Below are 25,392 nucleotides of genomic sequence, written 5' to 3'. Positions count from 1 at the left end.
GGGTAAAAGGAGGAAACGAATATGGCTGATATATCTATACTCGACTTACAGAACTTACGCCACTTGATCGGCGGCTTTGACACAAGTCACTGCAAGATGCAGGACTATGCTTCACAGGCACAGGATCCGGAAGTGCAGAAACTCTTCCAGGATGCTGCACAATCTGCAATGAAGAATAAGCAAGACTTGATGAAATTCTTATAGGAGGTAAGCGAGATGTTAGATGACAAAACAATGGTATCTGACGCCTTAGCAGGCGTCAATGGAGAACTTGTACGCTACGGCGAGATGATTTCACAGACAGAAAACAAGGAATTAAAAGCCTGCTTAAAGCAGCTTCGCAACGAATGCGAAATGTCTCAGGAAAAACTTTACCAGGTTGCAAGAGAAAAGAGTTATTATGTCCCTGCCGCAAAAGCGACACAGCAGGAGATCGACCACGTAAAATCCGTATTGACAGGACTTTCCATGAAGTAATGGACCGCATATTTTACTAGCAGGCCTTACACAAGAGCAGCCGCCCGAATCCGGGCGGCTGTTTCCATTGCAGATCAGATGCTATCCTTCCTTTTTTCACTGTCTTTTATACGGCCTTTCTCTACATTCGGCCTGATAAAGCGATTAAGGGAGTACTCCCACAGGGTTTGGGAGCCATCCGCAGTATTTCGGTTGCGGTTCAGTATCTGCTGAAGCCAAACGTCATGCTCTTCCCACGCTTTTCCGTCTGTAGCATCATTGAGCATGACCGGCTGAAGGTTATCCATGGTACGGGCAAACTTAGCCTCTTTTGTCTCGCAGGCTTCGAATTCTTCCCACAGGCTTCTCATCTTCCTGCACTGGTCTTTTGGCAGGAGGCCGAATATCCTCTCTGCCGCCTTCTCTTCCCGCTCCCGCTGGGTCTTTTTACCCTCTTCATCGTAGGCATAGGTATCACCCGCGTCAATCTCCACAATGTCATGGATCAGCAGCATGGTCACCGTCTTTAAGACGTCAATCTCTTCATTGGCATATTCGCCAAGAAGAATGGTCATAATCGCCATATGCCATGCATGCTCCGCATCATTTTCCTTACGTTTTCCGTCTGTCAGATAGGTCTGGCGGCCAATAAACTTCTCTTTGTCAATCTCTCTTAAGAATTCAAACTGCTGATCTATACGCTCCATAATTTTGCCCTCCTATGCGCTTCTTTCAAACTGAGAGTTATAAAGATCCTCATAGAAGCCGTTTCTTGCCAACAGTTCTTCATGAGTCCCCTGCTCGACGATGTCTCCGTCCTTCATGACCAGAATCAGGTCTGCGTCTCGGATGGTTGAGAGACGGTGTGCAATAATGAAGCTGGTCCTGCCACGCATCAAATTATCCATCGCCTTCTGAATCCGGACTTCCGTACGGGTATCTACGGAACTGGTAGCCTCATCAAGGATCAGAATCTTCGGATCCGCCAGAATTGCCCTGGCAATAGTCAGAAGCTGCTTCTGTCCCTGGGACACATTGCTTGCCTCTTCGTTCAGCTCCATGCTATAGCCTCCCGGCAGCGTCTGTACAAAACGGTGTACATGGGCAGCCTTGGCAGCTTCGACCACCTCTTCATGGGTAGCGTCCAGCTTGCCATAGCGGATATTGTCTTCAATGCTCCCCTTAAACAGCCAGGTATCCTGCAGTACCATGCCGAACATCTGGCGCAGCTCGCTGCGGTTAAAGTCACGGATATCATGGCCGTCTACCTTGATGGCGCCGCTGTTGACGTCATAGAACCGCATCAGCAGTTTGACCATGGTGGTCTTGCCGGCTCCGGTAGGCCCAACGATGGCAATCTTCTGCCCAGGCTCTACCTTGGCGCTGAAATCATTGATAATGATATGATCCGGATTGTATCCGAAATGCACATGGTCAAATTCCACACGCCCTTCCAGGCCTTCCAAAGCCACTGCATCCGGTACCGTCTGGTCTTCTTCCGGCTCTTCCAGGAACTCGAATACACGCTCGGAAGCCGCTGCCGTGGACTGAAGCATGTTTGCCACCTGCGCTACCTGCTGGATCGGCTGGGTAAAGCTTCTTACATATTGGATAAATGACTGGATGTCGCCTACTTCTATCGTCTTCTTGATCGCAAGGTAGCCACCAAGGATGACTACGGCCACATAGCCAAGATTTCCAACAAACTGCATGATAGGCATCATCATTCCTGAGAGGAACTGGGACTTCCATGCAGACTGGTAGAGGATCTCATTGTCCCGGTCAAATGCCTCGATCACGTCTTCCTCCTTGTTGAATGCCTTTACGATGCTATGTCCGCCGTACACCTCTTCCACCTGCCCATTGACATGGCCCAGGTACCTCTGCTGGCTTTTGAAGAACTTCTGGGAGCGCTTGACGATCACAGAGATCAGTCCCATGGACACCGGAAGGATCAAGAGGGCGATCACCGTCATCAGCGGGCTAATACTGAGCATCATGATCAGCACTCCGATGATCGTCGTCACCGAGGTGATTACCTGTGTCGCGCTCTGGTTCAAGCTCATGCTCAGGGTATCCACGTCATTGGTGATGCGTGACAGGCTCTCTCCGTGGGTCAGCTTATCAAAGTAATTCATTGGCAGCCGGCTGATCTTCTCGGAGATCTCCCTTCTCATCCGGTAGGTCAGCTTCTGGGACACGCCTGTCATGATGTATCCCTGGATAAACGAGAAGAAGGCGCTGCATAGGTACAGGCAGAGCAATGTCGCCAGAATTCTTCCGATCTTTGCAAAGTCAATTCCGCTTCCTCCGGATATCTTGCCTACCAGGCCGGTAAATATCTCCGTGGTCGCCTTTCCAAGAATCTTGGGGCCTATAATATTAAATACAGTACTGCCGATGGCAAATATGACCACAAAGAGCAGGGCGATCTTATATTTTCCCATATAACCCATCAGTTTTTTCATAGTGCCTTTAAAGTCCTTTGCCTTCTCCCCAGGCATCGGACCATGTCCTGGACCTCTTCTTGGCATATTAGCCCACCTCCTTTACATTGTCTTCCAACTCCCTCTCCGATAACTGGGAAGACGCAATCTGATAATACTCATCGCAATTCTTAAGCAGTTCCTCATGGGTTCCTTTTCCTACGATCTTTCCTTCATCCAGCACGATAATCTGCTCTGCGTGCAGTATCGTGCTGATTCTCTGTGCCACAATCAGGACTGTACTGTCGGCCGTCTTTTCTTTCAGCGCATTCCGCAGCGTTACATCCGTTTTATAGTCAAGCGCGGAGAAACTATCATCAAAGATATAGATCTTTGGATGCTTCGCGATCGCCCTTGCAATAGACAGGCGCTGCTTTTGTCCGCCGGACACATTTGAGCCGCCCTGGGATATCGAGCTTTGGTACTTCTTTTTCTTCGCCTCGATAAACTCCGTAGCCTGGGCAATCGTAGCGGCTTCTTTCATATCCTCCTCGCTTCCGTCAGGGTTGCCGTATAATATGTTCGAAGCAATATCTCCTGAGAACAGGATTCCCTTCTGCGGCACATATCCCAGTTTATCCCTCAGCTCATGCTGCGTGATATTGCGGATATCCTCGCCGTCAAGGGTGATCTTCCCTTCGGTCACATCATAGAATCTCGGTATCAGATTGACAAGCGTGGACTTGCCGCTTCCCGTACTTCCGATAAAGGCCGTGGTCTGTCCTGGCTTAGCCGTAAAGGATATGTCATGCAGGACATCCTCTTCTGCCCCCGGATACCGGAAGGATACATGATCAAATGTCACTTCTCCATGGCCATCTTGCGGAAGTTTCTTCGGATTCTTAGGGTCGTGGATCAGCGTATGGCTCACAAGGACTTCATCCACACGGGTTGCGGATACGGCTGCCCTTGGCAGCATGACAGAGATCATGCAGATCATTAAGAAGGACATGATAATCTGCATCGTATACTGGATAAATGCCATCATATCGCCAACCTGCATAGCGCCGTCATTTACGCTATGGCCGCCAATCCATACGATAAGCACTGCAATACAGTTCATGATCAGCATCATCAAAGGCATCATGAAAGTCATAGCCCTGTTTACAAACAGGTTCGTCTTCGTCAGGTCACGGTTTGCTCCGTCAAAACGCTTCTCTTCATATTTTTCCGTACTGAATGCCCGGATAACCGGAAGCCCTGTCAGTATCTCCCGGCTTACCAGATTCAGCCGGTCTACCTGGTTCTGTACAATCTTGAATTTTGGCATTACCACCACGAACAGTACGATTACGACCATCACGATAAGGCCTACCGCAATGCCGATAATCCAGGACATATCCACGTTTGTATTAAATACCTTCCAGATTCCTCCAATTGCCATGATCGGCGCATACAGCACCATTCGAAGGATCATGACGGTCAGAAGCTGGATCTGCTGGATATCGTTGGTGCTCCTTGTGATCAGCGAGGCTGTGGAAAACTTATCGAACTCCCCGTTGGAGAATCCGACTACCTTGCGGAATACATCCCTTCTCAAGCCTTTTCCTACGCTGGCGCCCACCCGTGACGCCATCAGCCCTACGATGATGCTGGCCACCATGCCAAGAGCCGCCAGCGCAAGCATCTTTGCCCCCGTAGCCAGGATATAGTCTGTTTCTATTTTATCAGTATCCAGGCCTATCCTGCCATACGCGCTCCTGATATATGTGGCCGCAGCCTGTTCAATCATGGAATCCGGCATGGATTTCATCTGCTTCTCGATCTCCTCTACCGCAGAATCTCTCTGCCCGTCTTCCATCATCTCAAATATGTCATAGACGGACATCTTGCTTACATCCGGCATCTGACTTTGCATCTGCTGCTTCATCTGCTCTTCCATCTTCTTCGTCATGTCGCTGTCGGAATCGAATCCGGAAGCAAGGAGCATAGGCTTGCCAAGAAGGGAGGACAGTTCATCCATCTTATCCTCGTCTTTCTTCACGGAAGATTTCAGCTTCATGACTTTTCCGTCATAATCATAATCACCCGCATCTTCTTTATACGCGGATTCTACTGCCTCTCTCTTATCCGACGGCACAAATAGCAGCAGGTGATCCAAGTCTTCCTCCGATATGGTATCCGGCACAGTCTCATCAATGCCGCCCTGCTGTATGCCTACATTTACAATCTCGGAGGTGTAGGTAGGCAGCGACAGGTCGCAGTACGCCTGAACGATCAGCACGCACAGGATCGCAAGGACCGCGCCCGCATATGGCTTCAAAAACTTCAATAATTTACTCATATAACGTCTTTCCTTTCTTTTCTAGAAATCATTAGGTCCCTTGGACGGACGGGTCTTCTCCATGATAGAGCACATATCCATCCCCTTAAAGTCTTTCGAATCCATCAGACTCTTTCGCATTTCCAGAAGCAGGCGCTTCAGCAGCAGTCTCTCCTCCCGGGACATTCCCTGATAGATAATCTCTTCCATATCTCCCATAACCTTCTTCAGGTCTTCTACACATTTTTTCCCCTTCTCTGAAAGGCGGATTCTGATGATCCTCTGGTCTCTGCCGTCAGGCTCCTTCAGAACGTATCCCCGTTCTTCCAGTTTTCTTAAGGCAACCGTCATGGACGGAGGCGTAATCCCAATTTTCTCGGCCAGCTGCCGCTGGGAGAGTACCCCTTCCACATTTAATGTAAATAATATTCCGGCCTGCCCTGGCTTTAATTCCAGTTCCTCCAGCCGTTTCATGGCATGATATCTGCTTAGATGCTGTATCTGGAACAGCAGTATAAAGACAGATACATCCTTTGTATCCTGCATGATGCGCCTCCTCTCAAAAGTCTAATCCAACAATTAGTTAGATATCTAACGATTATATTAGTCAATATTACCATAAATGTCAATGTATTTATATTTATTTAAGAATTCACTATAACTTTTTACAGAAATTTAATTAGATATTTTAACCAAAAAAGCTAAGTGGACACGTAACACTTTTGAAAAGTGTTACGTGTCCACTTAGCCTACAGCTTCTCCGAATCCAGTATAATCGTGAACGGCCCGTCGTTTACCAAACTTACCTTCATATCAGCGCCAAACCGGCCTCTTTCTACCACTTCTACCTGTTCTTTGCATTTCCCGATAATGTACTCATACATATCTTCCGCCATCTTCGGCTCTCCGGCCTCGATGAAGCTTGGACGGTTTCCTTTCTTGCAGTTTGCGTACAGCGTGAACTGCGAGATCAGAAGGAGGCTTCCGCCCACCGTATCCAGCGATAGGTTCGTCTTTCCTTCCTCGTCTTCGAATATCCGAAGCCCCAGCATCTTCTTAACCATCTTGTCTGCAATTTCCCTGGTATCGGTATCGCATACGCCAATCAGCACCATAAAGCCTTTCCCGATCTTTCCAATTACCTGTCCGTCTACTTTAACCTCGCTTTCGGACACTCTCTGTATTACAAAACGCATCTACTGTACCTCCTGTACTTCTTTTATCATCTGTGCATAAGGAAGATCCTCATATCCCATTGCCAGGTAGAGTTTCTTGGCCCTCAGGTTATCCGGCTCGATCTCAAGCCGCAAGCGCATTACCTTAGGGGCAATCTGTTCATCCACGTAGGCAAAGAACTCCTTTCCCAGTCCATGACAGCGAAATTGGGGGCGGATATACAATTCTTCCAGCCATACTGCCTTGCCGCCAGCTTCCTGTGAAAATGTATAGCTGGTCAGACCATAGCCTGCGGCCTGCCCATCTTTTTCCAGAATATAGGCCTTTACATAATCTTGCGAGCGCATCATCTCATGAAAGGTCGCCTCTCGGTATGCTTCCGGAATCGGATGAAGCACGGCTTCGGAATTATAAAACTCTTCCGTTAAATCCATATACAGCTGCTTATCTTCTTCTCTGATTTCTCTGATCATTGCCATTTTCTCCTTTTTCATAGTTTCATATCAAGCAAGGAACATATTCCTTAGGATATCTTTTCCACTTTCTGTAACAAATACTCTGTAAAGGACCTCACGAGCCGTCTCTTTGGATGAGCCATTCTCATACAGGTTCACCAGGAAGTCCGCCTCCACCAGGATCTGATAGTCCAGGCCTTCTATGTCCTGATAAGTATGATGATGGCCTACCAGATAGCAGACCCTTTTAATAACATCTTCTTCATAACCCAAACGCCCCATCATATTCTCCGCCACCGCAGGACCTTCCTGCTCCTGATGATGCCCAGCACTGTCTCCATATTTTTCCATGCTTTCCTTAATCCCTATATCGTGGACGATTGCCGCCGTCTCGAGCATGTGCTGCGTCTTTCTGTCAAGCCTCTCCATCTCGCCGATCATCCTGGCATATGCATAGACTTTCATAAAATGCTGGATATGTTTTGGATCCCCGCTATAATATCGTGTCATCTCCATGATCAGCTGATTATTCATATTGCAGCACCTCCTTCTTCCTATCCGGCAGCTGTGCCAGAATAATCGCGGCAAACATCAGGACACATCCTACGGATTCCCTCACGGAAAGTTTTTCTCCCAGTACCATCCATCCGGCTAACACGGAAAAGCAGGACTCCAGGCTTAAGATTAATGAAGCGACCGCCGGGTTCACGTTCTTCTGGCCAATGATCTGCAAAGTGTAAGCCACGCCGCAGGACAGCACGCCCGCATATAAAAGCGGCGCCCACCCTTCCACCATAGCCCCGATCTTCGGCGTCTCCTTAAAGAACATGGGCGGCAGGGATACGATGCCGCAGACGAAGAACTGGATGCAGGACATCTTCACTCCGTCCACCTTGGGTGAAAAATAGTCAATCACCAGTATATGAATGGAAAATACAAGAGCACATAGGAATATTAGGATATCCCCCTTTCCCATCGCAACCTTCTCCGTAATGCAGAGGAAGTACAGTCCCGCCAGCGCTATGGTCACGGCCCCCCAGACCTTCCATCCGATCTTCTTGTGAAGAAATATCCCCAGCACCGGGACGATCACGATGTAAAACGCAGTGATAAATCCTGCTTTTCCTGCCGTAGTATACTGGATTCCAATCTGCTGCAGGCTGCTGGCCGCAAACAGAAGAAACCCGCAGGCAATTCCGCCTGCGATCAGATCCTTTCTGGCGCCACCGCTGCGTTTCTCCGGGTCTTTGCCATTTCCCTTCTGAAAGAGCCAGATACAGGGAAGCAGCGCTGCGCCGCCAATCAGGCTTCGCACGCCATTAAAAGTAAAAGGCCCCAAATAGTCCATCCCAACGCTTTGGGCCACGAAGGCCGTCCCCCATATAAATGCGGTCAGCACCAGCATAATTCCATTTTTAATTTTCATAACGCTCACTCCGATATCTATATTTCTTTTGTCAGCAGACAACTATCCGTATTATAGCATAATGCCATTTATTTGTGTATAATAAAAGCAAGGAGATTATCTGATATGAGGAAGCAGAATCATTTTTACCTATACTGCGGCATCCTGATACTTTTAAGCGAGTTATGGAAGCAATGGTGCCTTACTTATATCCTGAACCACAGGCAATATAACTGGTGGTATTTTCCATTTCAGCCATGCAGCATCCCCATGTATCTGTGCCTGGTAATTCCGTGGGTACATTATGACGCTATCAATATGTTCTATATCAGACCTCATTATTATATGAACCAGATCGTGTTCCGTGATATCGTACGCTTATGGGGCAATGAGGCCGGAATCCTCTCCTATATCGCAGCCACGGTCTTTGGCGGCTGGCTCTTCCATCAGTCCTGGAAAACTGCTTTGAAAAATAGAAGAAATTGCTCGTAAAGGGGTTGTAAATTCCAGTCAATCAGGTATTCTGATATTTAAGGAATGACCATTCCAGTCAATAAGACCGGTGAACGGCCAACGCCGGCTATATAAAGGAGGTTATATGAACGAAAAATTCTTTGCCCTTCCAGAAGAAAAACGCCATCAGATCATCAACGCAGCCATAGAAGTATTTTCCAAGTACGATTACAAGCACGCTTCCACCGACCTGATCGCCGCAAAAGCAGGGATTTCCAAAGGCTCTCTGTTCTATTATTTTCATAATAAGAAGGAACTGTATTTGTATCTTTATGACTATATCATGGATGTGATGAAGGAACAGTTACCTGACAGGGACATTCTTAATATTACCGATTTCTTTGAACTTCTGGAATACGCGGCCCGTCAAAAAGCAAAGGTAATGGAGCAAGGCAGCCCCTATATCATGGATTTTGCCATGCGGGCATTTTACTCTGAGAAAGAGGATGTTTCGAATGACCTCAGGAATCATAATTTCGTCCAGCAGGATGTGATCTATCAGGCTTATTTCAGCCATATAGATGCCAGCAAATTCAAGGATGGCATATCCCCCCATGAGATCTGCAAGATGCTGATCTGGATGGCAGACGGCTATCTGCATGAAATCCGCATGCTGAATCAGGAACCGGATATGGACGCACTGATGACCGAATTCACGAAATGGATGGATATGTTCCGCAAATTCGTATACAAGGAGGAATATCTGGCATGAACATTATAGACATTCAGGATATAACCAAAGATTACGGCGGCGGCCGGGGCGTCTTTGACATTGCCTTCCAGGTAAAGCGCGGGGAAGTCCTGGGCTTCCTCGGCCCCAATGGCGCCGGAAAGACCACTACCATCCGCCAGCTGATGGGATTCCTAAAGCCTGACAAAGGCAAGGTCTTGATTCTGGGAAAAGACTGCTTCAAGGAAGCAGACCAGATTGCGCGCTTTGTTGGTTATCTTCCCGGGGAAATCGCGTTCATCGACTCTATGACCGGCATGGAATTCATCCGGTTCATTGCGCGGATGAAGGGCATGAAGGAACTTGGCCGCGCCCGTCAGCTGATGGAGCAGTTTGAACTGGATCCTTCTCCCAAGATCAAGAAAATGTCCAAAGGAACCAAGCAGAAAATAGGTATCGTATGTGCTTTTATGCAGGATCCTGACATCCTTTTACTGGATGAGCCCACCAGTGGCCTGGATCCTCTGATGCAAAGCGCCTTCATCGACCTGATTCTTGACGAGAAGAAGAAGGGTAAGTCGATCCTTCTGTCCTCTCATATCTTTGAAGAGGTGGAGCGTACCTGCGACCGCGCCGCCATCATACGTGAAGGACGTCTGGCAGCAGTGGAGGATATAGAAAAACTTCGCCAGAACAAGCGTAAGATCGTAGAATTAAAATTCCCCTCCGCGGAAATGGCCCTGGACTTTGCATCCAGAATGCCTTCTGCCCGCCGGAACGGGGAATCCGTCACCGTCAAGATTAAGGGCAATATGGATGCCTTGGTTAAGTTGGCTTCCGAGTATTCTGTGGCTGATCTGGATATAAAGACCCAGTCGCTGGAGGAAATATTCATGCATTTTTACGGAGGGAAGGAAGATGATTAACACGACCTTATTAAAAAAAGAATTCAAATCCAACTATATACTGCTTCTCATATTTCTTGCCGTTTTAAGCATGTATTCCTGCATGATCATTGCCATGTTCGACCCTAAGCTTGGCGACAGCCTGCGAGCCATGGCCGAGAGCATGCCCCAGTTGTTCTCCGCGTTTGGAATGGCAGATGTAGGAACCACGCTGTTGGAGTCTATCATAGGCTATTTATATGGTATACTGTTTACAGCGTTTCCAGGAGTCTTCATCATCCTCCTATCCAACCGGCTTATTGCAAGATATGTAGACAATGGCTCTATGGCATATTTGCTGTCCGTTCCTCATAAGCGAAGCAAGCTGGCAGGGACACAGGCCTTTTTCATGGTCGCCTGCCTTCTTGCGATGGCAGTATACGTCACTCTCTTGATACTTATCGTTAGTGAAGCGCTCTTCCCCGGCAAGTTGGAAAAGACCGCCTTCCTGCGGGTAAATGTCGGGCTTTTGGGATTGTTCCTCTTTTTTGGGGGAATCTGCTTCTTCTTTTCCTGCCTTTTTAATGAAAGCAGATACTGCACGGGAGCATCGTCTGCAATCGTTGTGTACTCCATCCTGATGCAGATGATTTCCCAGGTAGGGGACAAATTTGAGAATCTAAAGTACGCTACGCCGCTCACCCTCTTTGATCCGGACGGCCTGGCCACCTCCAAAAGCGATGCCTTTCTCGGATGCCTGATCCTGTATGCCGTCGGGATTCTTTGCTACCTGATCGCAATCGCGCATTTCAGCCGGAAGAACCTGTCTATATAGGCGCAGAAGCAGGCGAATCTCCCTCTCCGCCAGAAGTCTTCAGAAGGCTTGCTTTTTCCCGCCATATTTGCTACTGTTGTATTTAGATAAAGGAGGTATCGTTCAATGATGGTGGAAAAATTATTAAAACTCCCTGGATTCTTGTATGATATTGGGGGAAGGTATTATTATCTGGGAAAATGGATCTGCAAGGAATGTACAGATACCGAGGCAACAGACTGCGTTACTATGTACCACATGTGCAGAAACGGTCATGAGGAGCCTGATACGAATCTGTATTTTCAGAAGATACGCGCATTCAGCGATTTTGCCCTGGATATTCCTTATAACCCTGCCCAGATTGAAGAGAATATGGCAGCTCTGGCAGCGGCCCTGACTGATGCACACAGAGAGTCCCTTGCCAGGCAGATTGCAGGCTTCGAAGAAGATATGGAAAAATACTGCCAGTAATGATCCGCTTGCCAAAAAGGATATGGCAGCCTGGAAGTTGTACGCCGGAATAAGCTGATCATTTCCCATGTAATCCCGTTTGATTCGCATAAAGGTAAGAAGGAGTTTTCATGCCGTCGAGAAGATACGGATATTGGTATTTTTTATTTTTAGCATAATTAATTATACCCAAAAATCGCTGAAGTCTCACGACCTCAGCGATTTTTCTTTTAGGGGACTTTTTTTACAGCCCCTATTTTTGACATAAATAATATAAAATACTACTATACAGTTTCACTTAGTCCTTTTGGAAGACAGCCTTTTTTCGCTCCCCTTCCGTATTTCCTTGCCGCATAGATATATGCATACAAATTCTCTCTTGGTACTCCTGGCGGAACCTGGCATCCTGCTGCTAAAGCATAACCCATCGGACTGTCACTTCCTTTTTTCAAGCAACTAATTACAGACGCAATAACTTCATCAATTGTTCCATACTTCAACACTTCTACTGGCGGAACATTACCGGAAATTCTCATTCTATCTCCCACACAATGCTTTACTTCTTCCAGATCTTCGCTATTATCAACACTTAAAGATGTAAAGCCCATCTCGATCAAATCTTCCCATATTCCTTTCGTTTTTCCACATATATGTGTTGTAGGCATTCTGCCTGTAATTTCCTTGATACCAGCAATCATATCCTGCAAGTGAGGCTTTTCAAATTCCAGGAACTGCTTTTTACTCAGCACACTCAGAGAAGCTGCCGGTTCTGCAATGTTAACCGGAAGCACTCCGAATTCTTTTGTCACAGCACGTATCCAGCTCAAATTACATTCTACACAGTAATCTAACAATCTATGCAGATCTTCTTTACGTCTTACACTATCCTTTAAGATTGCCTCAAGACTCCGTATAGATGTAGCTGTTGTCATAGGACCTGCCACATTGTTTCCTGACCCCCAATTGGGGAATCTTTCTTTTGATTTTCTAAAATCATCCATGATCTTCTTGAGGTTTGAACATTTATATGGATCCACTACCTTCATATCATCAAGCTGGTCATAATCCTTTAATATATGATCTGTTACAAAATCCAAACCATCCTCCGGATAACGCAGAGTAGAGCCTACTGCTTCTCCAATTGACTTCAAGCCAACTCCGATTCCTACTGCCGCTGTACCAAACTCTTTATTCATCTTTTCCATAATATCAAATCTCACATCCAATGATTCTCGATACTGCTCAATGTATATCCATACATATTAGCCGCCGTATCTGCTCCACAAAGCATATACGGAATATGGTCCACTTCATTTCCTTTCGCGTACTCCATCATACGCTCCATTACCGTCATTTCATCCTTTTGCTTCTCCATTTCTCGAAGCAACTCTTCATATGTCATCCTTCCACCCTATTTCACCTTTCTATAAACCCAATCTCCAATGTATTGAATAATCTGAACTAGAATAATTAGAATTAAAACTGTGGAATACATAATTTTATCATTAAAATTGCTATACCCATACCGCATTGCAATACTTCCCAGTCCACCTGCACCGACCATACCAGCAGCTGTTGTTGCTCCTAATCCTGTCACAAATGTAAAACTTATAACTGATACAATTCCAGGAACAGCTTCTACCATAATAACATGCCACAGTATCTGGCGTGGCAGAGCACCAAAGGACTGCGCCGCCTCTATCAATTGTTTTTCGACACTGTCCATATGAGACGCAATTAATCGTGCAACAAAAGGAGACATTGACACTGTCAGTGGAAAAATAGCTGCTCTTTCCCCGATAGATGTTCCCATAATAAATCTCGTCACCGGTACAAGTGAAACCAATAATATCAAAAACGGAAAAGAGCGTATAATATTAATAAGAAAGTCCAGTGTATTGAAAATAAATTTATTAGGCTTTATTCCATCCTTCTTTGTAACCGTAAGAAGCATAGCCATGATAAGCCCTAATATGGTTGCCAGAATAACCGTTGCAATCAGAATCCGCATTGTCACTCCAAATGCAGGCCAGACAACTTTGGTTATATATTCAGATAAGCTAAGCCGTTCCATCCTTTAGCCTCCTCTCTTCAGGCTGCACCCATAAAATATGCTTTGTATCAAAAACTGCTTTATTTTCCGACATTCTTCTGGCAAATCCAGTTCTATTGTATACTGTGTGTACACATTATTCTGATACTCATTCGTACTTGTTTCTACAATTTTGATATGTCCGGGATATGTACTAAATAGGTATGAGATAACATCTGTCTGATCCTGTTTTATTAAAAACGAAATCATCTGGTCATAATTTCCTTTCAGATAAGAATTCTCACCCAGCAAATTAAGAAGAGCCACAGGTCTTCTCAAGAATATCTCTTTTACCGAACCCTGTTCAGAAATCTTTCCATTTTCCAAAATCATAACATTATCACAACAGCTACGAATTACTTCCATCTGATGAGTTACTACGACAATTGTAAGACCTAATTTACGATTAATATCCTGCAGAAGATTCAGCACGGACTGCGTAGTCTTCGGATCTAATGCAGAAGTCGCTTCATCACATAGCAGTATCTTCGGATTCAGGGCTAATGCTCTTGCGATAGCGACCCGCTGCTTCTGTCCTCCCGACAACACTTCCGGGCGTTCATCTACTTTCTCAGTAATTTCTACTAACTCAAGTAATTCTTTTACACGTTTATCTATTTCCTGTTTAGGATATTTCCAACACTTTAATGGCAACGCAACATTCTGGTAAACAGAACGTCTGCTTACCAATGAAAATGTCTGAAAAATCATTCCCATTTCTTTGCGAAGATCTCTCATCTCATCTTTATCTCTGTCTTTTACTTCGATGCCATCTATCTTCACACTGCCTGAATCATATCCTTCCAACCCATTCATACAGCGCAGCAATGTCGACTTTCCAGCCCCACTTCTGCCAACAAGTCCGTATATTTCACCTGTTGGTATTGTAAGATTTATATTTTTTAATACATTTAACTCTCCAAAAGATTTATTTAAATCACAAATTTCTATCATAACAACTTACTTCTCTTCAAAAAGAACTCTCCATGCTTTATTCGGTGTGTTTAATTCATCAAGTTTTGCTTTCATTTCCTCGCCAGTCATAGCTTCCATCATGTCTTTCACCCACTGCTGGTCCTTATTCTTACCATCTACAGCTACGATTACCGGGAATGCAACAACCGGATCATCATCTAAGATTTTCAATATATTACACTGATATTTTTCTGCTGATTTATTGCTGTAGAATACCATTGCAATGTCCACATCATCTAGAATCGCATATTTAGAATTCATCTCAACTTCAACAAACTCCAGATTTTTTGGGTTCTTTGTGATATCAAATGTTGTATAATAAGAGCCTTCCGGAATATCTTTTAATTCAATTAATCCCAGGAACTCCAGGCTGTGCAGATTTGCAGACAAATTGCTCGCATCATCTGAAATTGCTACTTTTGCGCCGTCTGGTAGTTCATCTAAACTTGTATACTTTTTGCTGACTACACAATCATAAGACGCCATAATATATGGCTCACACGCATATAAGTCCGTTCCATTAGCTTCGTTATAAGCATCCAGATATGGCTTGTGCTGATAGAAATTAGCATCAATAGAACCTTCTGCCAAAGCATTATCCGGTGTTACCACATCATCAAATACCTGAATTTCCACTTCATATCCTTTTTCTGCCATAACTTCTGGAAGGAAATCGATATAATCCATGAACATGGCAGGACCTCCCATAACGATTTTCTTCTTTTCCTCTGTCTTGGTTTCTTTGTTTTCTTCCGTCTGTTTTCCACATCCCACCAGCATTGTCGCAAACATTACTACGATTAACATGCTCGAAATAATTTTCTTCATCTCTCTTCTCCTTTGTACAATCAGATTACACTTACCGTGCCTTATTAATTATCAGACATAAAAAAAAGAATGTCTAATCGCTTCTTTTTATATATTCTTCTAATTATTGACCATACGTATATTTGTGTCATAAAATAAAAACTTTCTATATAAAAAGACCCAACGTCAATCAACGCTGGGTCTATCATAGCTATTAAGATTTTATATCTTCTGCCGTCTCCACTGGTGTCATAGCAATACGTTCTTCCTGATTCATGACACGGTCTTTCTTCACGTCCCAGTCTAAGAAGTGCCGGGTCTAGAATCTCCGGACGGTTCGTTGCTGCCAAGAGTACAAGTCCCTTATTACTCTCAAATCCATCCAATCTTGTACTCTTGATGCTCCTACACCCACCCCTATTGTTTCTAGTACTGTTCTGCAAACAGGGTACTTGCCCCTGCCTGATTTCCTCCTGTATACAGGTGTGTCGTCTGTTCAAATTTTAACGCTTTGTCAGACGGTGGGAAGAATCCACCGGATTCTTTATTAAGGCGAAGTACATCTCCGCCGACAACACGGTCAACATCTGGAATTGTAAATGGTTTTTCAATAGAACCCCCGCTGATAACAGCATCAGCTTCCGGTACATCATCTACAAGAAGAATACCCTCTGTACCATCTACTCCGCCGAACTCAAAAGTAATCGTAGATGCTTTGATTCCGTGCTTCTCCGCACACTGGATTGTAAGCATACCATCTACTGCAGCATTTCCGCCGCCCTCCCATGCCATAATAAGTCCGTCTGCGTCCAGGTACTGTGCAATCTTGACTGCTATCTGCGCACATCTTGTTTTGTGCCAGTTGGATGGGTTATGGCTTCTGCCGAAGATTACTCCACGGAAGTTGATTGTTTTACCATGTTCTTTGTATAACTCAAGCAGAATCGGGCTGTTTACATACAAGTATGTCGGAACCTTGAATGCCGGCCACACATAGTTACCGCTTACTACGCATCCGTCCATCAGCTCGTTTGGGTGGAACAGTGTCGGTACAAGGTTATCAATCGGATGTCCATAGATAAACGTATTGGAATATGGCCCCTGGTTCTGAGAATTCCACACGAATACTACATTCGGAAGATCCGGGTTCACTTCATCAATAGAGAAATCTTCTTTACTGTCTGGTTCCATATCTTTTGTTACAGCAGCCAGATAAGTAGATATCTTGATTCCAATGTTACGAATATCTGTATCATACTCGATAGAAGATTTTCCTTCTTCTAATTCATATACGATTACAAGGTTGATTGTCTTGGAAAATGGTGTGACATCAGCGATTGGTCCCTGCATATCTATAATGGCATCTCTTGGGTAGAGAAGACCAGAACTTGCACTCGACTCATCCCATGGGAGAGCAGCACTTTCCATTACTGCAAATCCTTTTAAAAGATTTGTTGTTCCTTCGCCTACCATATGTGGATCACTAAAATATCCAGAATACTGCTGTCCTTCGCCTTCAATCTTAATCATCGGCTGCAGAGTATCCAGCAAATGAATAATACGCGTATTTTCACCCGGTTTTACAATTTCAAAATCTACAGATTTTACAGCTTTCATCAAGGACTGGACCTCTGCTTTTAATTCCTCTTTGGAGATTGATAACACGCCATTTTCCAGAGATGTCTTATCTGCGAACCTTGCATCTTTAATGTCAAAATACTGACGAGTCAATGTTTTACTCATTTTCTTCATGTTACTCACTCTCCTTTTCATTATCTACTGTAAATAATGTCGGCTCAGCTACATCCTGTGTCAGAACCTCTAAACATTTATCAATGATTCTTCTTCTGTATGCTTTTTCTCTGTCAATTGGAAGGTCCGGATTACCACTTGGGGAAGTAAAGTCTCCGCCAAATACAATTCTGTTAGAACCAACACTGAGAGCGATTGACGTAAATGCTGTAATATGAGCAACTGGTATACCAGCCCTGTCAAGCTCTTTAGCCATCGTTGCACAGCAACGAGTACAAGTGCCTCAAGTAGAAGTGAAGATTGCCGCACTTACACCAGATTTCTTCAGATCTTCTGCAAGTTTGCGCCCCATCTCTTTACTTGTCTCTACGTTGGTACCAACTCCGCAAGTTGTATAGAAGTAATCAAATACAGATTTGATCTTTCCTTCTGCTTCTAAATCTCTCATAACATCAAGTGGAATCAGACGATGTGGATCATTACTTGCGTCTGTTGTATCATATCCGCCATGGATAGACTCATAAACACCTTTTTTCAGTTCATCAAGTCCCTCAATGCTGTATTTTCCATAATTTACAGAGAAGGCTTGTTTTAATTTATCCGGGTTGCCTACTGGTACAAGACCACCAGTTGTAAAAAGTGCGATGGTTGTATCTGCAAGATTCTCAACCTTAGCTGCCGGTAGTACCTGTTCGAATCCTCTAAGCGGTACTTCTGTCTTGTATGGACGATTATACAACTTATCTAATAAGATTTCTGTTACACGTCTTGCACCTGTTTTTTCATGATATTCATTGTAACGATGCCCTGTTGGGAGATATCCTTCAAATCTTGCTGCTTTGATTTCTTCTTTCTTTGCCAGTTTTAATGCCAGAGCCGCTACTTTTGGAAGAGACTTTCTCATTCCACTTGCAGTCTCTGTTGTAGAAATGATGTAGTTATCTTTCCCATACATACCAACCGCCGGGTTTTCCCACCACATACCTGTCACACTTGGAATTCCAAGCTCTTTTTTCACGTAATCACACATTTTCGCACATGCAACTCCGTAACGGCCTGCATTAAATGCCGGTCCTGCTATGAATACATCCGGGTCACTTGCCTGGATCTCCGCTTTAATTGTTGGAAGAACTTCCTCAAATTTAGTATCTGTATTGATAAAATTATCTCCACACACTAATACCTTTACAATTTCCATTTCGCCTTTCCACATTGGTTCCATGCCAAGTGCAGGACCTTTTTTCTCTTCCAGGATATGTAATCCTGTATCAGCCATCTCTTCGCCGCCCATACCGGCATAGAACTGATTAATATAATAAACTGCTCTTAACTTAGCCATAACGCGCCTCCTGTATTTTTAATATGGTACACTTCCGTCTTCTGTGTCCACGAAAATTGTCTTTGAAATCATATATTTCTGAATACCTGCAACCCCAAGTCCACTTTCTCTCCATCCAGTACCTGGTGATTCGATCATTCCTTTGCTGAAGTAAGAATTTACATAAATCTGTCCACCATCGATAGCCTGTGCTACTCTGAGGCCTTTCTTGATATCCTTTGTAAATACTCCCCCTGCAAGACCGTATTTTGTAGAGTTTGCAATTGCGATCGCTTCTTCCTCTGTATCAAATGGCGTTACACAAAGTACCGGTCCGAAGATTTCCTCCTGGAAGATTGTCATATCTGTTGTTACATCTGCAAATACAGTTACCGGAACAAAGTTTCCTTTTTTCAGGTTTTCATCTTCATATGGCTCTCCGCCGCAGATCAGCCTTGCACCTTCGTCTTTTCCTTTCTGGATGTAATCCCATACAGTTGATGCATGGTCTTTATGTATCAGCGTGCTAAGCGTAGTCTTTGGATCAAACCCATCACCCGGAACCATTCTTTCTGCTTCTATTTTTAATTTGGCAAGAAACTCTTCATAGATACTTCTATGAAGAATCAGACGTGTACCGGATACACATACCTGGCCAGAATTAAGGGTAAATGCCCATCTTGCCCATTTTACAACATCATCTACATCAACATCGCCGAATACGATATTAGGGCTCTTTCCGCCAAGTTCTAATGCAATTTCTTTTACAGTATCTTTAGAAGATCCGATAATACTTTTACCGGTGTCAGTACCGCCAGTCATAGCTACCATATCTACATCTGGACTTTCTACCAATGTATTTCCGATAACAGCACCTGAACCTGAAAGTACATTGACAACTCCTTTCGGGAATCCAGCCTCATCAAATACTTCTGCTAACAGCAACATACTAAGTGATGCCCATGAAGATGGTTTTACAATTGCTGTATTACCTGCTGCCAGAATCGCACAGATTTTATGACACCCCATCATAAATGGTCCGTTCCACGGAAGGATTTCTCCCACAACGCCGTGTGGATACCATTGCACAAAGTTGATAGTATTATGATCGATCGGAACGACTTTTCCTTCGATACAACGGGTTTTTCCTGCAAAATATTCAAATGCGTCTACACACATTGCTCCTTCGTAATTCATAACACTTCCGAAAAGTTTACCGCATTCCAAAGTCTCTATACATGCAAATTCTTCTAATCTTCTCTCTAAGATCTTTCCGGCTTTTAAGAGTAATTTACTTCTGTCTTTTGCAGACATTTTCCCCCATGGTCCGTTATCATAAGCTTCTCTTGCCGCCTTTACTGCCATCTCCACCTCGCCTTTTCCGGCTTTGTAAGTTTTGGCAAAAGGTTCATTTGTGACCGGATTAATAACATCGAATGTTTCTTCTTTTTCCGGAATAATAAATTCCCCGTTAATATATAATTTATATGGTTCGTTTTTTACATAACTATATGGATTCATACTCGTGTCTCCCTTCTTTTAAAAAATTAGGATCTGGAATTACCTTCCGAGATCCTAATTGCAATGTCTGTTCTTATTCTTCTTACTATAGCTGTCCTTTACGAATTACGCTTACTATTTCTTACTTTATAGTAAATTAATCCACAAGCATACCACGCGATAGAATATGCCCAGATAACCCATCCGCCGCCGATAATATCAGGAATATAGCACAGAATAATTAATCCAAGAGCAACAACCGGAAGTACTTTTCCACCTGGTGCGTGGAATGCCCCCTCAGGTAAATCAAATTTCTTTCTTGCCACGATAAGCGAAATAATATTAATACTGATTGTTACTGCTGCAAATAATGCTCCAAAACTTACGATTGTAGATGTAAACTGTGGGAAGCAAGCAATTATCAGACATGGAACTGTGATTAATGTAGCTCCATATAAAGGTACACCTGCTTTATTATTTTCTGCTAATTTTGCAGGCATAAATCCCTTTTCTGCTACTGCTTGTACAGCTCTTGAACTAAGAGACATAACAGTAAGCATTGTCGTTAAAAGCGCAAGTAAAGCTGCGATAGAAATCAGTTTAGATATCCAGGGGATAGATGCAAGCTTTGTAAATGCTGCCGCATATAATGGAATAAACTGCATTCCGGGATTTTCCATAAGGAATCCGGCGGATACCATACCAACTGTAGATAAGATAATTCCAAGGTACAGGCACAATACAATAATCATTGCGATGAGTACGGACTTCGGTACGTTTCTATTCGGATTTCTAACTTCGGAAACCATGAATGCCATCGCTACAATAGAGCCATACCCTGTCATAGCTGTAGGCACCATCGCAAGGAAACCTGTCGTTCCGGCTGATCCCTGTGTGAAGAACGGTGTTAATGTAGCTCCATCCCACGCTCCGCTTACAAATGCAACAACGATATAAATAATCATTGTCAGTGCAAGACCTAATACTAATAAGTTGTTGACTTTTCCTGCAAGTGCGAACTTTACACTGTTTAATGCATAAATAAAAAGAATAGAAATGATTGCCAGCGGAATCTGTTTTCCTTCAAATATCGGGAACCCTACACTCAAATATGTTCCTACATAAATCGCTGCAAATGAAATTGCAACAATGTTAGAGTTAATATATCCCCATGTAGAGAACCATCCCCACAGACGGCCCTGTTCCTCTGTTTTCCCAAGAGCTTTAGACGGGAATACGAATACTCCCCCTGATTTTGGGAATCTTGTTGAAAGTTCTGCACAAACCAGTCCATAACATAACATGATTGCTGCAGCAAGTGCCCACGTAAGAATTGCTCCAGGACCTGCGGCCGTTATTGTTAACCCTGACAATGAGAAGATTGAGCTTCCGATCATACCTCCCGCAATCATTGCTACACAAGTCCAAAGTCCTAATGAACCACCCTGATTGTTTTCATTGTTTGACATGCGTCCTATAGATTACATTACTGTAAAGGGGACATGTAATATAATATTCCTCCTCTCCCTATTCCATTAATTGTCTGGCTGTCTGTAAGTCAGTTATTAATACGTTGATATAATCACCTTTTATTGCAGCAGCAATAGCCTCTGTCTTGTCCTTTCCACCCGCTACTCCTATCCTTACCGGAATTTTCATATAATCATCCAGCAGAATCGAAATAATCCGGTTTCTGAAAGGCGGCTCAATTGCTGCTCCTTCACTGTTATAAAAATGTGTGCACACCTCTCCGGCAACATCTTTCGCCCATTCTGTCTGTTCCTTATCCGCAATGTCATAAAGAGAAATCATATGCTTCCATTGACTGGAGGCGGTTCCTATTCCCACCACGGCAATATCACATTTTTTTATAACTTCATAGCTTTTTTCAAAATACGGCTCCTGTATGAAAGAATCCCTCAACTCTTCATTGCTTAATATGATCGGTGCATATAAACGGGATGCCTTTGCGTGCAGCTTTGCTGCAAAATGATATACCGTCTCATCAACTGCTGTATTTTCATTTGTTTCTATGGCACTTCCCATTAACTGAGTCACTGTTATATTGTGAGGATACTCTACATCTTCCGGCAGAAAATCAACCAATGCTGATGTATTCCTCCCCCTGCTGAATCCGATGATATCATTATCTTTCAGAATACTTCTGAGATATTTTCCCCCTTCAATACCTAGTTCCTGTATCTTTTGTTCATCCGCCGTTTCATTAATAATCCGTACTTCTTTCAGTCCATATTTATCCTCTAGTTTGGTTTCTAGCTCGAGATTACTGTTGTCCAATCCTTCTATATTGATTGTCACAATGCCTAAGTCTATACAACTGCTTATTATTCTGTTCACCCGCTGCCTTGACATTTTCATTCGTTTGGCAATTTCCTCTTGTGTAAGCCCTTCTTTATAATAATAGTACGCCACTCTGCGGTATTCATTTTTTTGTTCTTCAGTTATGCTTTTGCGTCGCATAAATCTACCTCCGTATCTTTATATCTCATTTCCGACCTTTGATAGATTTATTGTACTTCTCAAGCCACCCTTTACGCAACCCAACTTGAGTAGTTTTTGACTTTTATCGTCAAAAATTTCAATTATTCAGGCTGTACTACGATTCTGTATGTGTCTGGTAAAATAGCTTTTTCAAATGCTGCTTCCAGATCATCCAAAGACATTCTGTCTGAAATCAGTTCTGATACATCTACGATTTTTGCAGATAACAGTCTTGTTGCTGCTAAAAAGTCTTTTTTTGATGGATTCACTGTTCCTGTAATAACCTGCTCTGAGGAATGTACTTTATTAGGGCTTATTTCAATCGGTTTGTCTGGATGGAATGATGTATAGAATACTGTTCTTCCAAGTTTTCCTGTCATCTGCACAGCCTGATCTGCTAATGCTGCTACCGGAACTGTACAGAATACTGCATCTGCCCCTCTTCCATCTGTCAGTTTTTTAACTTCCTCTACTGCATCAACTTTTCCAGAGTTTATAAGAATATCTGCACCCATTTTCTTAGCAACTTCCAGTCTCTTTTCGTCAAGCTCGCATGCAATAACTCTTGCACCTTTTAATTTTGCAAGCTGGATGTGAAGTGCTCCCATAATACCAATACCGATTACTACAACATCGTTACCTAACTCGATTTTTCCATTTTCGATACTGTGTACACAACATGCCAGTGGCTCTGTGATAGAGATGTGTGATAAATCTGCATCATCTGCTACTTTATATACATCATCAGCGCTTACCATCATGTACTCAGAAAGTCCACCTGGCCCCATTGCACATTCCTGTGTCTCAGCAATAAATGATTTTACGCACTGGTTTTCATGACCGTTTCTGCAGTAGTAACATTCTCCGCAAGAGTTCAAAAGTCTTACTGCTACTTTATCTCCTGGTTTTACACCTGCTACTTTTTTACCAACAGCCTCTACAACTCCGGCTGCTTCATGTCCTCCTGCAAACGGATATCTATTCATGACTCCCAGATATACTCTCTGTTCCAAAGTACAAATCGCACAAGAATCTACTTTGATAAGTACCTGTTTGTCCTTTGGCTGTTTTTTCTCCACTTCGTGATATCCAATCTTTCTTTCTTCTTCGAGAACCGCTACTTTAAATGTTTCCATTTTTCATTCTCCTTTTATATTTCTTTGTTTCCCTCTACGTTGTTAATCTTAGTAAAGTTTGTTCATCTCTTTCATAGCTGCTTCAACACTGCAATCTTCGTGAATTAATTTTGCAATTGCTGCCGTGTATCCTACTGGGTTCTCATGTCCCCAGATATTTCTTCCCATTGCGATTCCTGCACCGCCTACTTCAAGGGCATCTTTGATCTCACGGAGAAGTTCTTCAACTGGAACTTTCTTAGCTCCGCCTAAGATAACAACCGGTTTATATGTAGAATCTACTAATGTCTTAAAGCTGTCCTGATCTCCTGTGTAGTTAGTTTTAACGATATCTGCTCCAAGTTCTACACTCTGACGACATGCAAATGTGAGGTTTTCTGGTGTTCTTGAATCTTCTGCGGGCTCGAATCCTCTTGGAAGTGCTTCTGCAACTACGGGCACGCCCCATCTGTGCATATCCATACATACACGTGTAAGGTTGCTTAAAATTTCATTTTCAAATTTAGATCCCGGGAAACTCATTGTGATAACTGCATCTGCCCCCATACGTACAATATCCTCTGCGTTTACTGTAATCTGCATTGGTTTAGATTTGTCTCCCAGGAAAGAAACACCGCCTTCTGCTCTTACGATGATACCTTTTCCAAGGAAAGAATCTGTTAAGTGTTCTGCCATACCTACAGTAGATAAGAAAGAGTCAGCTCCTGCTGCTGCGATTTCCCTTACTAATTTTTTTGGATTTGCAAGCGCTGGTAATGTATTAAAGTTCTGCGCATGATCCATTGCCAAAATAAATGTTTTTCCATCTTCATTAAAAATGTGGTTCATTCTTGCTGTTGTGTTCATATTCTTCTTTCCTTTCTGTTACATTTGTAATGTGTATATTACTTTTGTTTAATTTTGTCTCATTGTATAGCTTTTTGTTACATATGTCAATGTCTTGTGACATTTATTTTCTTTTTTATAACATTGCACAAATACACATCTTCTTTTTTAGTGCTTTTTTCTTGACCAGATATTTCTTCTATGCTATTTTTTAATTAATCAAGATCCTTATCCTCTTAATCTGAGAAAGGAGGCCAGATAAAATGCCCTATTCAACAATCATCTTTGATATTGACGGAACCCTGACGGACAGTGCTCCCGCAATACTGTATTCACTTCGCAATGCCTTATTGGCTACTATCGGGAAAGATTACAGTTATGAAGAATTGCATTCCGCTCTTGCCGCCCCAAGCTACATCACCCTCCAGAAATTTGCCGGCGACAGGTGGAAAGAAGCGGCACATATCGGTCAGACCTACTATATGGAAGCCCTCAACAAAGTATCTCTGTTCCCTAACATGGAAAAAACAATCTTTAATCTACATAAAAAAGGCACTCGTCTTGGAATTGTAACCTCCAAAACACGCATTCAGTTAGGGCGTTCCTTTGTAAATTATTCTATTTATCCATGCTTTGAACATATTATCTGCGAAGACGACACACCATTCCACAAACCGGACCCACGGCCGCTCCTTGAATGTATTAACCGGTTCCATGCCAATCCAACATCCACACTTTTTATCGGTGATACTTTTTCCGACAGCGAATGCGCTCATCACGCGGGCATTGATTTTGGACTCGCTTCCTGGGGATGTCAGGATTCTGCCTCTATAAAAACCGATGTTGTACTGAATTCACCGGAAGATCTGCTGAAATATGTATAAGTTAAAAAAACAGGAACCGGAAAAATCAT

General features: G+C 43.5%; 28 protein-coding genes and 1 pseudogene. 8 read left to right on the top strand and 21 right to left on the bottom strand.

Annotation, left to right across the window (positions count from 1 at the left end; genetic code table 11):
* Nucleotides 1-21: 21 nt before the first annotated feature.
* Both HDCHBGLK_RS11575 and HDCHBGLK_RS11570 read left to right on the top strand, forming a co-directional pair.
* Nucleotides 22-204: a hypothetical protein gene (locus tag HDCHBGLK_RS11575; protein WP_004607016.1), complete on the top strand. Its 183-nt coding sequence runs from the start codon at nt 22-24 to the stop codon at nt 202-204.
* A 12-nt stretch (nt 205-216) separates the two neighbouring features.
* Nucleotides 217-477 (top strand): spore coat protein, encoded by a 261-nt coding sequence (locus tag HDCHBGLK_RS11570; protein WP_004607017.1) that lies wholly within the window; start codon nt 217-219, stop codon nt 475-477.
* A 74-nt stretch (nt 478-551) separates the two neighbouring features.
* On the opposite strand, the gene HDCHBGLK_RS11565 is transcribed toward HDCHBGLK_RS11570, so the two are convergent.
* The 8 genes from HDCHBGLK_RS11565 to HDCHBGLK_RS11530 all read right to left on the bottom strand — a co-directional run bounded on the left by HDCHBGLK_RS11565 (nt 552) and on the right by HDCHBGLK_RS11530 (nt 8,262).
* Nucleotides 552-1,163, bottom strand: coding sequence for an HD domain-containing protein (locus HDCHBGLK_RS11565; protein ID WP_004607018.1), 612 nt, complete (start codon nt 1,161-1,163; stop codon nt 552-554).
* 12 nt (nt 1,164-1,175) lie between these two features.
* Complete coding sequence (locus tag HDCHBGLK_RS11560) at nt 1,176-2,990, bottom strand: ABC transporter ATP-binding protein (RefSeq protein ID WP_039909704.1); 1,815 nt, start codon at nt 2,988-2,990, stop codon at nt 1,176-1,178.
* Between the two features lies 1 nt (nt 2,991).
* A complete protein-coding gene (locus tag HDCHBGLK_RS11555; protein ID WP_004607020.1) occupies nt 2,992-5,226 on the bottom strand; it encodes an ABC transporter ATP-binding protein in 2,235 nt (744 codons plus the stop codon).
* Between the two features lie 21 nt (nt 5,227-5,247).
* A complete protein-coding gene (locus tag HDCHBGLK_RS11550; protein ID WP_004607021.1) occupies nt 5,248-5,751 on the bottom strand; it encodes a MarR family winged helix-turn-helix transcriptional regulator in 504 nt (167 codons plus the stop codon).
* A 203-nt stretch (nt 5,752-5,954) separates the two neighbouring features.
* Nucleotides 5,955-6,401: a D-aminoacyl-tRNA deacylase gene (dtd, locus tag HDCHBGLK_RS11545; RefSeq protein ID WP_004607022.1), complete on the bottom strand. Its 447-nt coding sequence runs from the start codon at nt 6,399-6,401 to the stop codon at nt 5,955-5,957.
* Nucleotides 6,402-6,854: a GNAT family N-acetyltransferase gene (locus HDCHBGLK_RS11540; RefSeq protein ID WP_009248112.1), complete on the bottom strand. Its 453-nt coding sequence runs from the start codon at nt 6,852-6,854 to the stop codon at nt 6,402-6,404.
* 30 nt (nt 6,855-6,884) lie between these two features.
* Entirely contained in the window at nt 6,885-7,370 is a 486-nt protein-coding gene (locus HDCHBGLK_RS11535; protein ID WP_004607024.1) for an HD domain-containing protein, read from the bottom strand.
* Entirely contained in the window at nt 7,363-8,262 is a 900-nt protein-coding gene (locus HDCHBGLK_RS11530) for a DMT family transporter (protein WP_004607025.1), read from the bottom strand. The genes HDCHBGLK_RS11535 and HDCHBGLK_RS11530 overlap by 8 nt, the downstream gene beginning before the upstream one ends.
* A gap of 105 nt (nt 8,263-8,367) precedes the next feature.
* Here HDCHBGLK_RS11530 and HDCHBGLK_RS11525 point away from each other — a divergent pair, with 105 nt between their 5' ends.
* From HDCHBGLK_RS11525 to HDCHBGLK_RS11505, 5 genes are all read left to right on the top strand, one after another.
* A complete protein-coding gene (locus HDCHBGLK_RS11525; RefSeq protein WP_004607026.1) occupies nt 8,368-8,733 on the top strand; it encodes a hypothetical protein in 366 nt (121 codons plus the stop codon).
* 106 nt (nt 8,734-8,839) lie between these two features.
* Nucleotides 8,840-9,466 carry a TetR/AcrR family transcriptional regulator gene (locus tag HDCHBGLK_RS11520; protein ID WP_004607027.1) on the top strand — a complete coding sequence of 209 codons (627 nt, stop codon included), beginning with the start codon at nt 8,840-8,842 and terminating at the stop codon, nt 9,464-9,466.
* Nucleotides 9,463-10,350, top strand: a complete 888-nt coding sequence (locus HDCHBGLK_RS11515) for an ABC transporter ATP-binding protein (protein WP_004607028.1) — start codon at nt 9,463-9,465, stop codon at nt 10,348-10,350. The genes HDCHBGLK_RS11520 and HDCHBGLK_RS11515 overlap by 4 nt, the downstream gene beginning before the upstream one ends.
* Nucleotides 10,343-11,143, top strand: a complete 801-nt coding sequence (locus HDCHBGLK_RS11510; protein ID WP_004607029.1) for an ABC transporter permease subunit — start codon at nt 10,343-10,345, stop codon at nt 11,141-11,143. The genes HDCHBGLK_RS11515 and HDCHBGLK_RS11510 overlap by 8 nt, the downstream gene beginning before the upstream one ends.
* A 105-nt stretch (nt 11,144-11,248) precedes the next feature.
* Nucleotides 11,249-11,593 carry a hypothetical protein gene (locus HDCHBGLK_RS11505; protein WP_004607030.1) on the top strand — a complete coding sequence of 115 codons (345 nt, stop codon included), beginning with the start codon at nt 11,249-11,251 and terminating at the stop codon, nt 11,591-11,593.
* A gap of 263 nt (nt 11,594-11,856) precedes the next feature.
* Here the strand turns inward: HDCHBGLK_RS11505 and HDCHBGLK_RS11500 are convergent, their stop codons facing one another.
* From HDCHBGLK_RS11500 to HDCHBGLK_RS11440, 13 genes and pseudogenes are all read right to left on the bottom strand, one after another.
* Nucleotides 11,857-12,777 (bottom strand): uroporphyrinogen decarboxylase family protein, encoded by a 921-nt coding sequence (locus HDCHBGLK_RS11500; RefSeq protein ID WP_130574598.1) that lies wholly within the window; start codon nt 12,775-12,777, stop codon nt 11,857-11,859.
* Nucleotides 12,778-12,788: 11 nt separating this feature from the next.
* Complete coding sequence (locus HDCHBGLK_RS11495; protein ID WP_004607033.1) at nt 12,789-12,974, bottom strand: hypothetical protein; 186 nt, start codon at nt 12,972-12,974, stop codon at nt 12,789-12,791.
* A 9-nt stretch (nt 12,975-12,983) separates the two neighbouring features.
* On the bottom strand, nt 12,984-13,646 hold the full coding sequence (locus HDCHBGLK_RS11490) for a methionine ABC transporter permease (protein ID WP_004607034.1): 663 nt from the start codon (nt 13,644-13,646) through the stop codon (nt 12,984-12,986).
* A gap of 3 nt (nt 13,647-13,649) precedes the next feature.
* On the bottom strand, nt 13,650-14,618 hold the full coding sequence (locus HDCHBGLK_RS11485) for a methionine ABC transporter ATP-binding protein (protein WP_004607035.1): 969 nt from the start codon (nt 14,616-14,618) through the stop codon (nt 13,650-13,652).
* 6 nt (nt 14,619-14,624) lie between these two features.
* The gene (locus tag HDCHBGLK_RS11480; protein WP_004607036.1) at nt 14,625-15,467 is read right to left on the bottom strand and encodes a MetQ/NlpA family ABC transporter substrate-binding protein; all 843 of its coding nucleotides are present in this window, start codon (nt 15,465-15,467) and stop codon (nt 14,625-14,627) included.
* Between the two features lie 263 nt (nt 15,468-15,730).
* Nucleotides 15,731-15,832, bottom strand: a pseudogene (locus HDCHBGLK_RS20210) (AAA family ATPase); the annotation flags it as partial.
* A 40-nt stretch (nt 15,833-15,872) separates the two neighbouring features.
* On the bottom strand, nt 15,873-17,198 hold the full coding sequence (locus HDCHBGLK_RS11470) for a glycine/sarcosine/betaine reductase component B subunit (protein WP_039909706.1): 1,326 nt from the start codon (nt 17,196-17,198) through the stop codon (nt 15,873-15,875).
* Between the two features lies 1 nt (nt 17,199).
* Nucleotides 17,200-18,474 carry a glycine/betaine/sarcosine/D-proline family reductase selenoprotein B gene (locus tag HDCHBGLK_RS11465; RefSeq protein WP_230104871.1) on the bottom strand — a complete coding sequence of 425 codons (1,275 nt, stop codon included), beginning with the start codon at nt 18,472-18,474 and terminating at the stop codon, nt 17,200-17,202.
* A gap of 81 nt (nt 18,475-18,555) precedes the next feature.
* Complete coding sequence (locus HDCHBGLK_RS11460) at nt 18,556-20,037, bottom strand: aldehyde dehydrogenase family protein (RefSeq protein ID WP_004607041.1); 1,482 nt, start codon at nt 20,035-20,037, stop codon at nt 18,556-18,558.
* Nucleotides 20,038-20,135: 98 nt separating this feature from the next.
* Nucleotides 20,136-21,485, bottom strand: a complete 1,350-nt coding sequence (locus HDCHBGLK_RS11455; RefSeq protein ID WP_004607042.1) for an APC family permease — start codon at nt 21,483-21,485, stop codon at nt 20,136-20,138.
* A 58-nt stretch (nt 21,486-21,543) separates the two neighbouring features.
* On the bottom strand, nt 21,544-22,497 hold the full coding sequence (locus HDCHBGLK_RS11450; RefSeq protein WP_004607043.1) for a sugar-binding transcriptional regulator: 954 nt from the start codon (nt 22,495-22,497) through the stop codon (nt 21,544-21,546).
* 122 nt (nt 22,498-22,619) lie between these two features.
* A complete protein-coding gene (locus tag HDCHBGLK_RS11445) occupies nt 22,620-23,654 on the bottom strand; it encodes a zinc-dependent alcohol dehydrogenase (protein ID WP_004607044.1) in 1,035 nt (344 codons plus the stop codon).
* Between the two features lie 48 nt (nt 23,655-23,702).
* On the bottom strand, nt 23,703-24,500 hold the full coding sequence (locus HDCHBGLK_RS11440) for a class I fructose-bisphosphate aldolase (RefSeq protein ID WP_004607045.1): 798 nt from the start codon (nt 24,498-24,500) through the stop codon (nt 23,703-23,705).
* A 242-nt stretch (nt 24,501-24,742) separates the two neighbouring features.
* On the opposite strand from HDCHBGLK_RS11440, the gene HDCHBGLK_RS11435 reads away from it, so the two are divergent.
* The gene (locus tag HDCHBGLK_RS11435) at nt 24,743-25,363 is read left to right on the top strand and encodes an HAD family hydrolase (RefSeq protein WP_004607046.1); all 621 of its coding nucleotides are present in this window, start codon (nt 24,743-24,745) and stop codon (nt 25,361-25,363) included.
* Nucleotides 25,364-25,392: the final 29 nt, after the last annotated feature.

Source organism: [Clostridium] scindens ATCC 35704 (genome assembly GCF_004295125.1).
Classification (GTDB): Bacteria; Bacillota; Clostridia; order Lachnospirales; family Lachnospiraceae; genus Clostridium_AP; species Clostridium_AP scindens.
This window is presented reverse-complemented; position numbering and strand designations above follow the sequence as displayed.

What these genes read in the sequence shown, in the direction of transcription:
- HDCHBGLK_RS11445 (WP_004607044.1), bottom strand. Translation starts at nt 23,654, where the DNA reads ATGGAAACATTTAAAGTAGCGGTTCTCGAAGAAGAAAGAAAGATTGGA.
- HDCHBGLK_RS11575 (WP_004607016.1), top strand. Translation starts at nt 22, where the DNA reads ATGGCTGATATATCTATACTCGACTTACAGAACTTACGCCACTTGATC.
- HDCHBGLK_RS11480 (WP_004607036.1), bottom strand. Translation starts at nt 15,467, where the DNA reads ATGAAGAAAATTATTTCGAGCATGTTAATCGTAGTAATGTTTGCGACA.
- HDCHBGLK_RS11505 (WP_004607030.1), top strand. Translation starts at nt 11,249, where the DNA reads ATGATGGTGGAAAAATTATTAAAACTCCCTGGATTCTTGTATGATATT.
- HDCHBGLK_RS11495 (WP_004607033.1), bottom strand. Translation starts at nt 12,974, where the DNA reads ATGACATATGAAGAGTTGCTTCGAGAAATGGAGAAGCAAAAGGATGAA.
- HDCHBGLK_RS11450 (WP_004607043.1), bottom strand. Translation starts at nt 22,497, where the DNA reads ATGCGACGCAAAAGCATAACTGAAGAACAAAAAAATGAATACCGCAGA.
- HDCHBGLK_RS11540 (WP_009248112.1), bottom strand. Translation starts at nt 6,854, where the DNA reads ATGATCAGAGAAATCAGAGAAGAAGATAAGCAGCTGTATATGGATTTA.
- HDCHBGLK_RS11560 (WP_039909704.1), bottom strand. Translation starts at nt 2,990, where the DNA reads ATGCCAAGAAGAGGTCCAGGACATGGTCCGATGCCTGGGGAGAAGGCA.
- HDCHBGLK_RS11440 (WP_004607045.1), bottom strand. Translation starts at nt 24,500, where the DNA reads ATGAACACAACAGCAAGAATGAACCACATTTTTAATGAAGATGGAAAA.
- HDCHBGLK_RS11555 (WP_004607020.1), bottom strand. Translation starts at nt 5,226, where the DNA reads ATGAGTAAATTATTGAAGTTTTTGAAGCCATATGCGGGCGCGGTCCTT.
- HDCHBGLK_RS11470 (WP_039909706.1), bottom strand. Translation starts at nt 17,198, where the DNA reads ATGAAGAAAATGAGTAAAACATTGACTCGTCAGTATTTTGACATTAAA.
- HDCHBGLK_RS11570 (WP_004607017.1), top strand. Translation starts at nt 217, where the DNA reads ATGTTAGATGACAAAACAATGGTATCTGACGCCTTAGCAGGCGTCAAT.
- HDCHBGLK_RS11565 (WP_004607018.1), bottom strand. Translation starts at nt 1,163, where the DNA reads ATGGAGCGTATAGATCAGCAGTTTGAATTCTTAAGAGAGATTGACAAA.
- HDCHBGLK_RS11460 (WP_004607041.1), bottom strand. Translation starts at nt 20,037, where the DNA reads ATGAATCCATATAGTTATGTAAAAAACGAACCATATAAATTATATATT.
- HDCHBGLK_RS11515 (WP_004607028.1), top strand. Translation starts at nt 9,463, where the DNA reads ATGAACATTATAGACATTCAGGATATAACCAAAGATTACGGCGGCGGC.
- HDCHBGLK_RS11530 (WP_004607025.1), bottom strand. Translation starts at nt 8,262, where the DNA reads ATGAAAATTAAAAATGGAATTATGCTGGTGCTGACCGCATTTATATGG.
- dtd (WP_004607022.1), bottom strand. Translation starts at nt 6,401, where the DNA reads ATGCGTTTTGTAATACAGAGAGTGTCCGAAAGCGAGGTTAAAGTAGAC.
- HDCHBGLK_RS11500 (WP_130574598.1), bottom strand. Translation starts at nt 12,777, where the DNA reads ATGGAAAAGATGAATAAAGAGTTTGGTACAGCGGCAGTAGGAATCGGA.
- HDCHBGLK_RS11455 (WP_004607042.1), bottom strand. Translation starts at nt 21,485, where the DNA reads ATGTCAAACAATGAAAACAATCAGGGTGGTTCATTAGGACTTTGGACT.
- HDCHBGLK_RS11510 (WP_004607029.1), top strand. Translation starts at nt 10,343, where the DNA reads ATGATTAACACGACCTTATTAAAAAAAGAATTCAAATCCAACTATATA.
- HDCHBGLK_RS11520 (WP_004607027.1), top strand. Translation starts at nt 8,840, where the DNA reads ATGAACGAAAAATTCTTTGCCCTTCCAGAAGAAAAACGCCATCAGATC.
- HDCHBGLK_RS11485 (WP_004607035.1), bottom strand. Translation starts at nt 14,618, where the DNA reads ATGATAGAAATTTGTGATTTAAATAAATCTTTTGGAGAGTTAAATGTA.
- HDCHBGLK_RS11490 (WP_004607034.1), bottom strand. Translation starts at nt 13,646, where the DNA reads ATGGAACGGCTTAGCTTATCTGAATATATAACCAAAGTTGTCTGGCCT.
- HDCHBGLK_RS11525 (WP_004607026.1), top strand. Translation starts at nt 8,368, where the DNA reads ATGAGGAAGCAGAATCATTTTTACCTATACTGCGGCATCCTGATACTT.
- HDCHBGLK_RS11535 (WP_004607024.1), bottom strand. Translation starts at nt 7,370, where the DNA reads ATGAATAATCAGCTGATCATGGAGATGACACGATATTATAGCGGGGAT.
- HDCHBGLK_RS11435 (WP_004607046.1), top strand. Translation starts at nt 24,743, where the DNA reads ATGCCCTATTCAACAATCATCTTTGATATTGACGGAACCCTGACGGAC.
- HDCHBGLK_RS11550 (WP_004607021.1), bottom strand. Translation starts at nt 5,751, where the DNA reads ATGCAGGATACAAAGGATGTATCTGTCTTTATACTGCTGTTCCAGATA.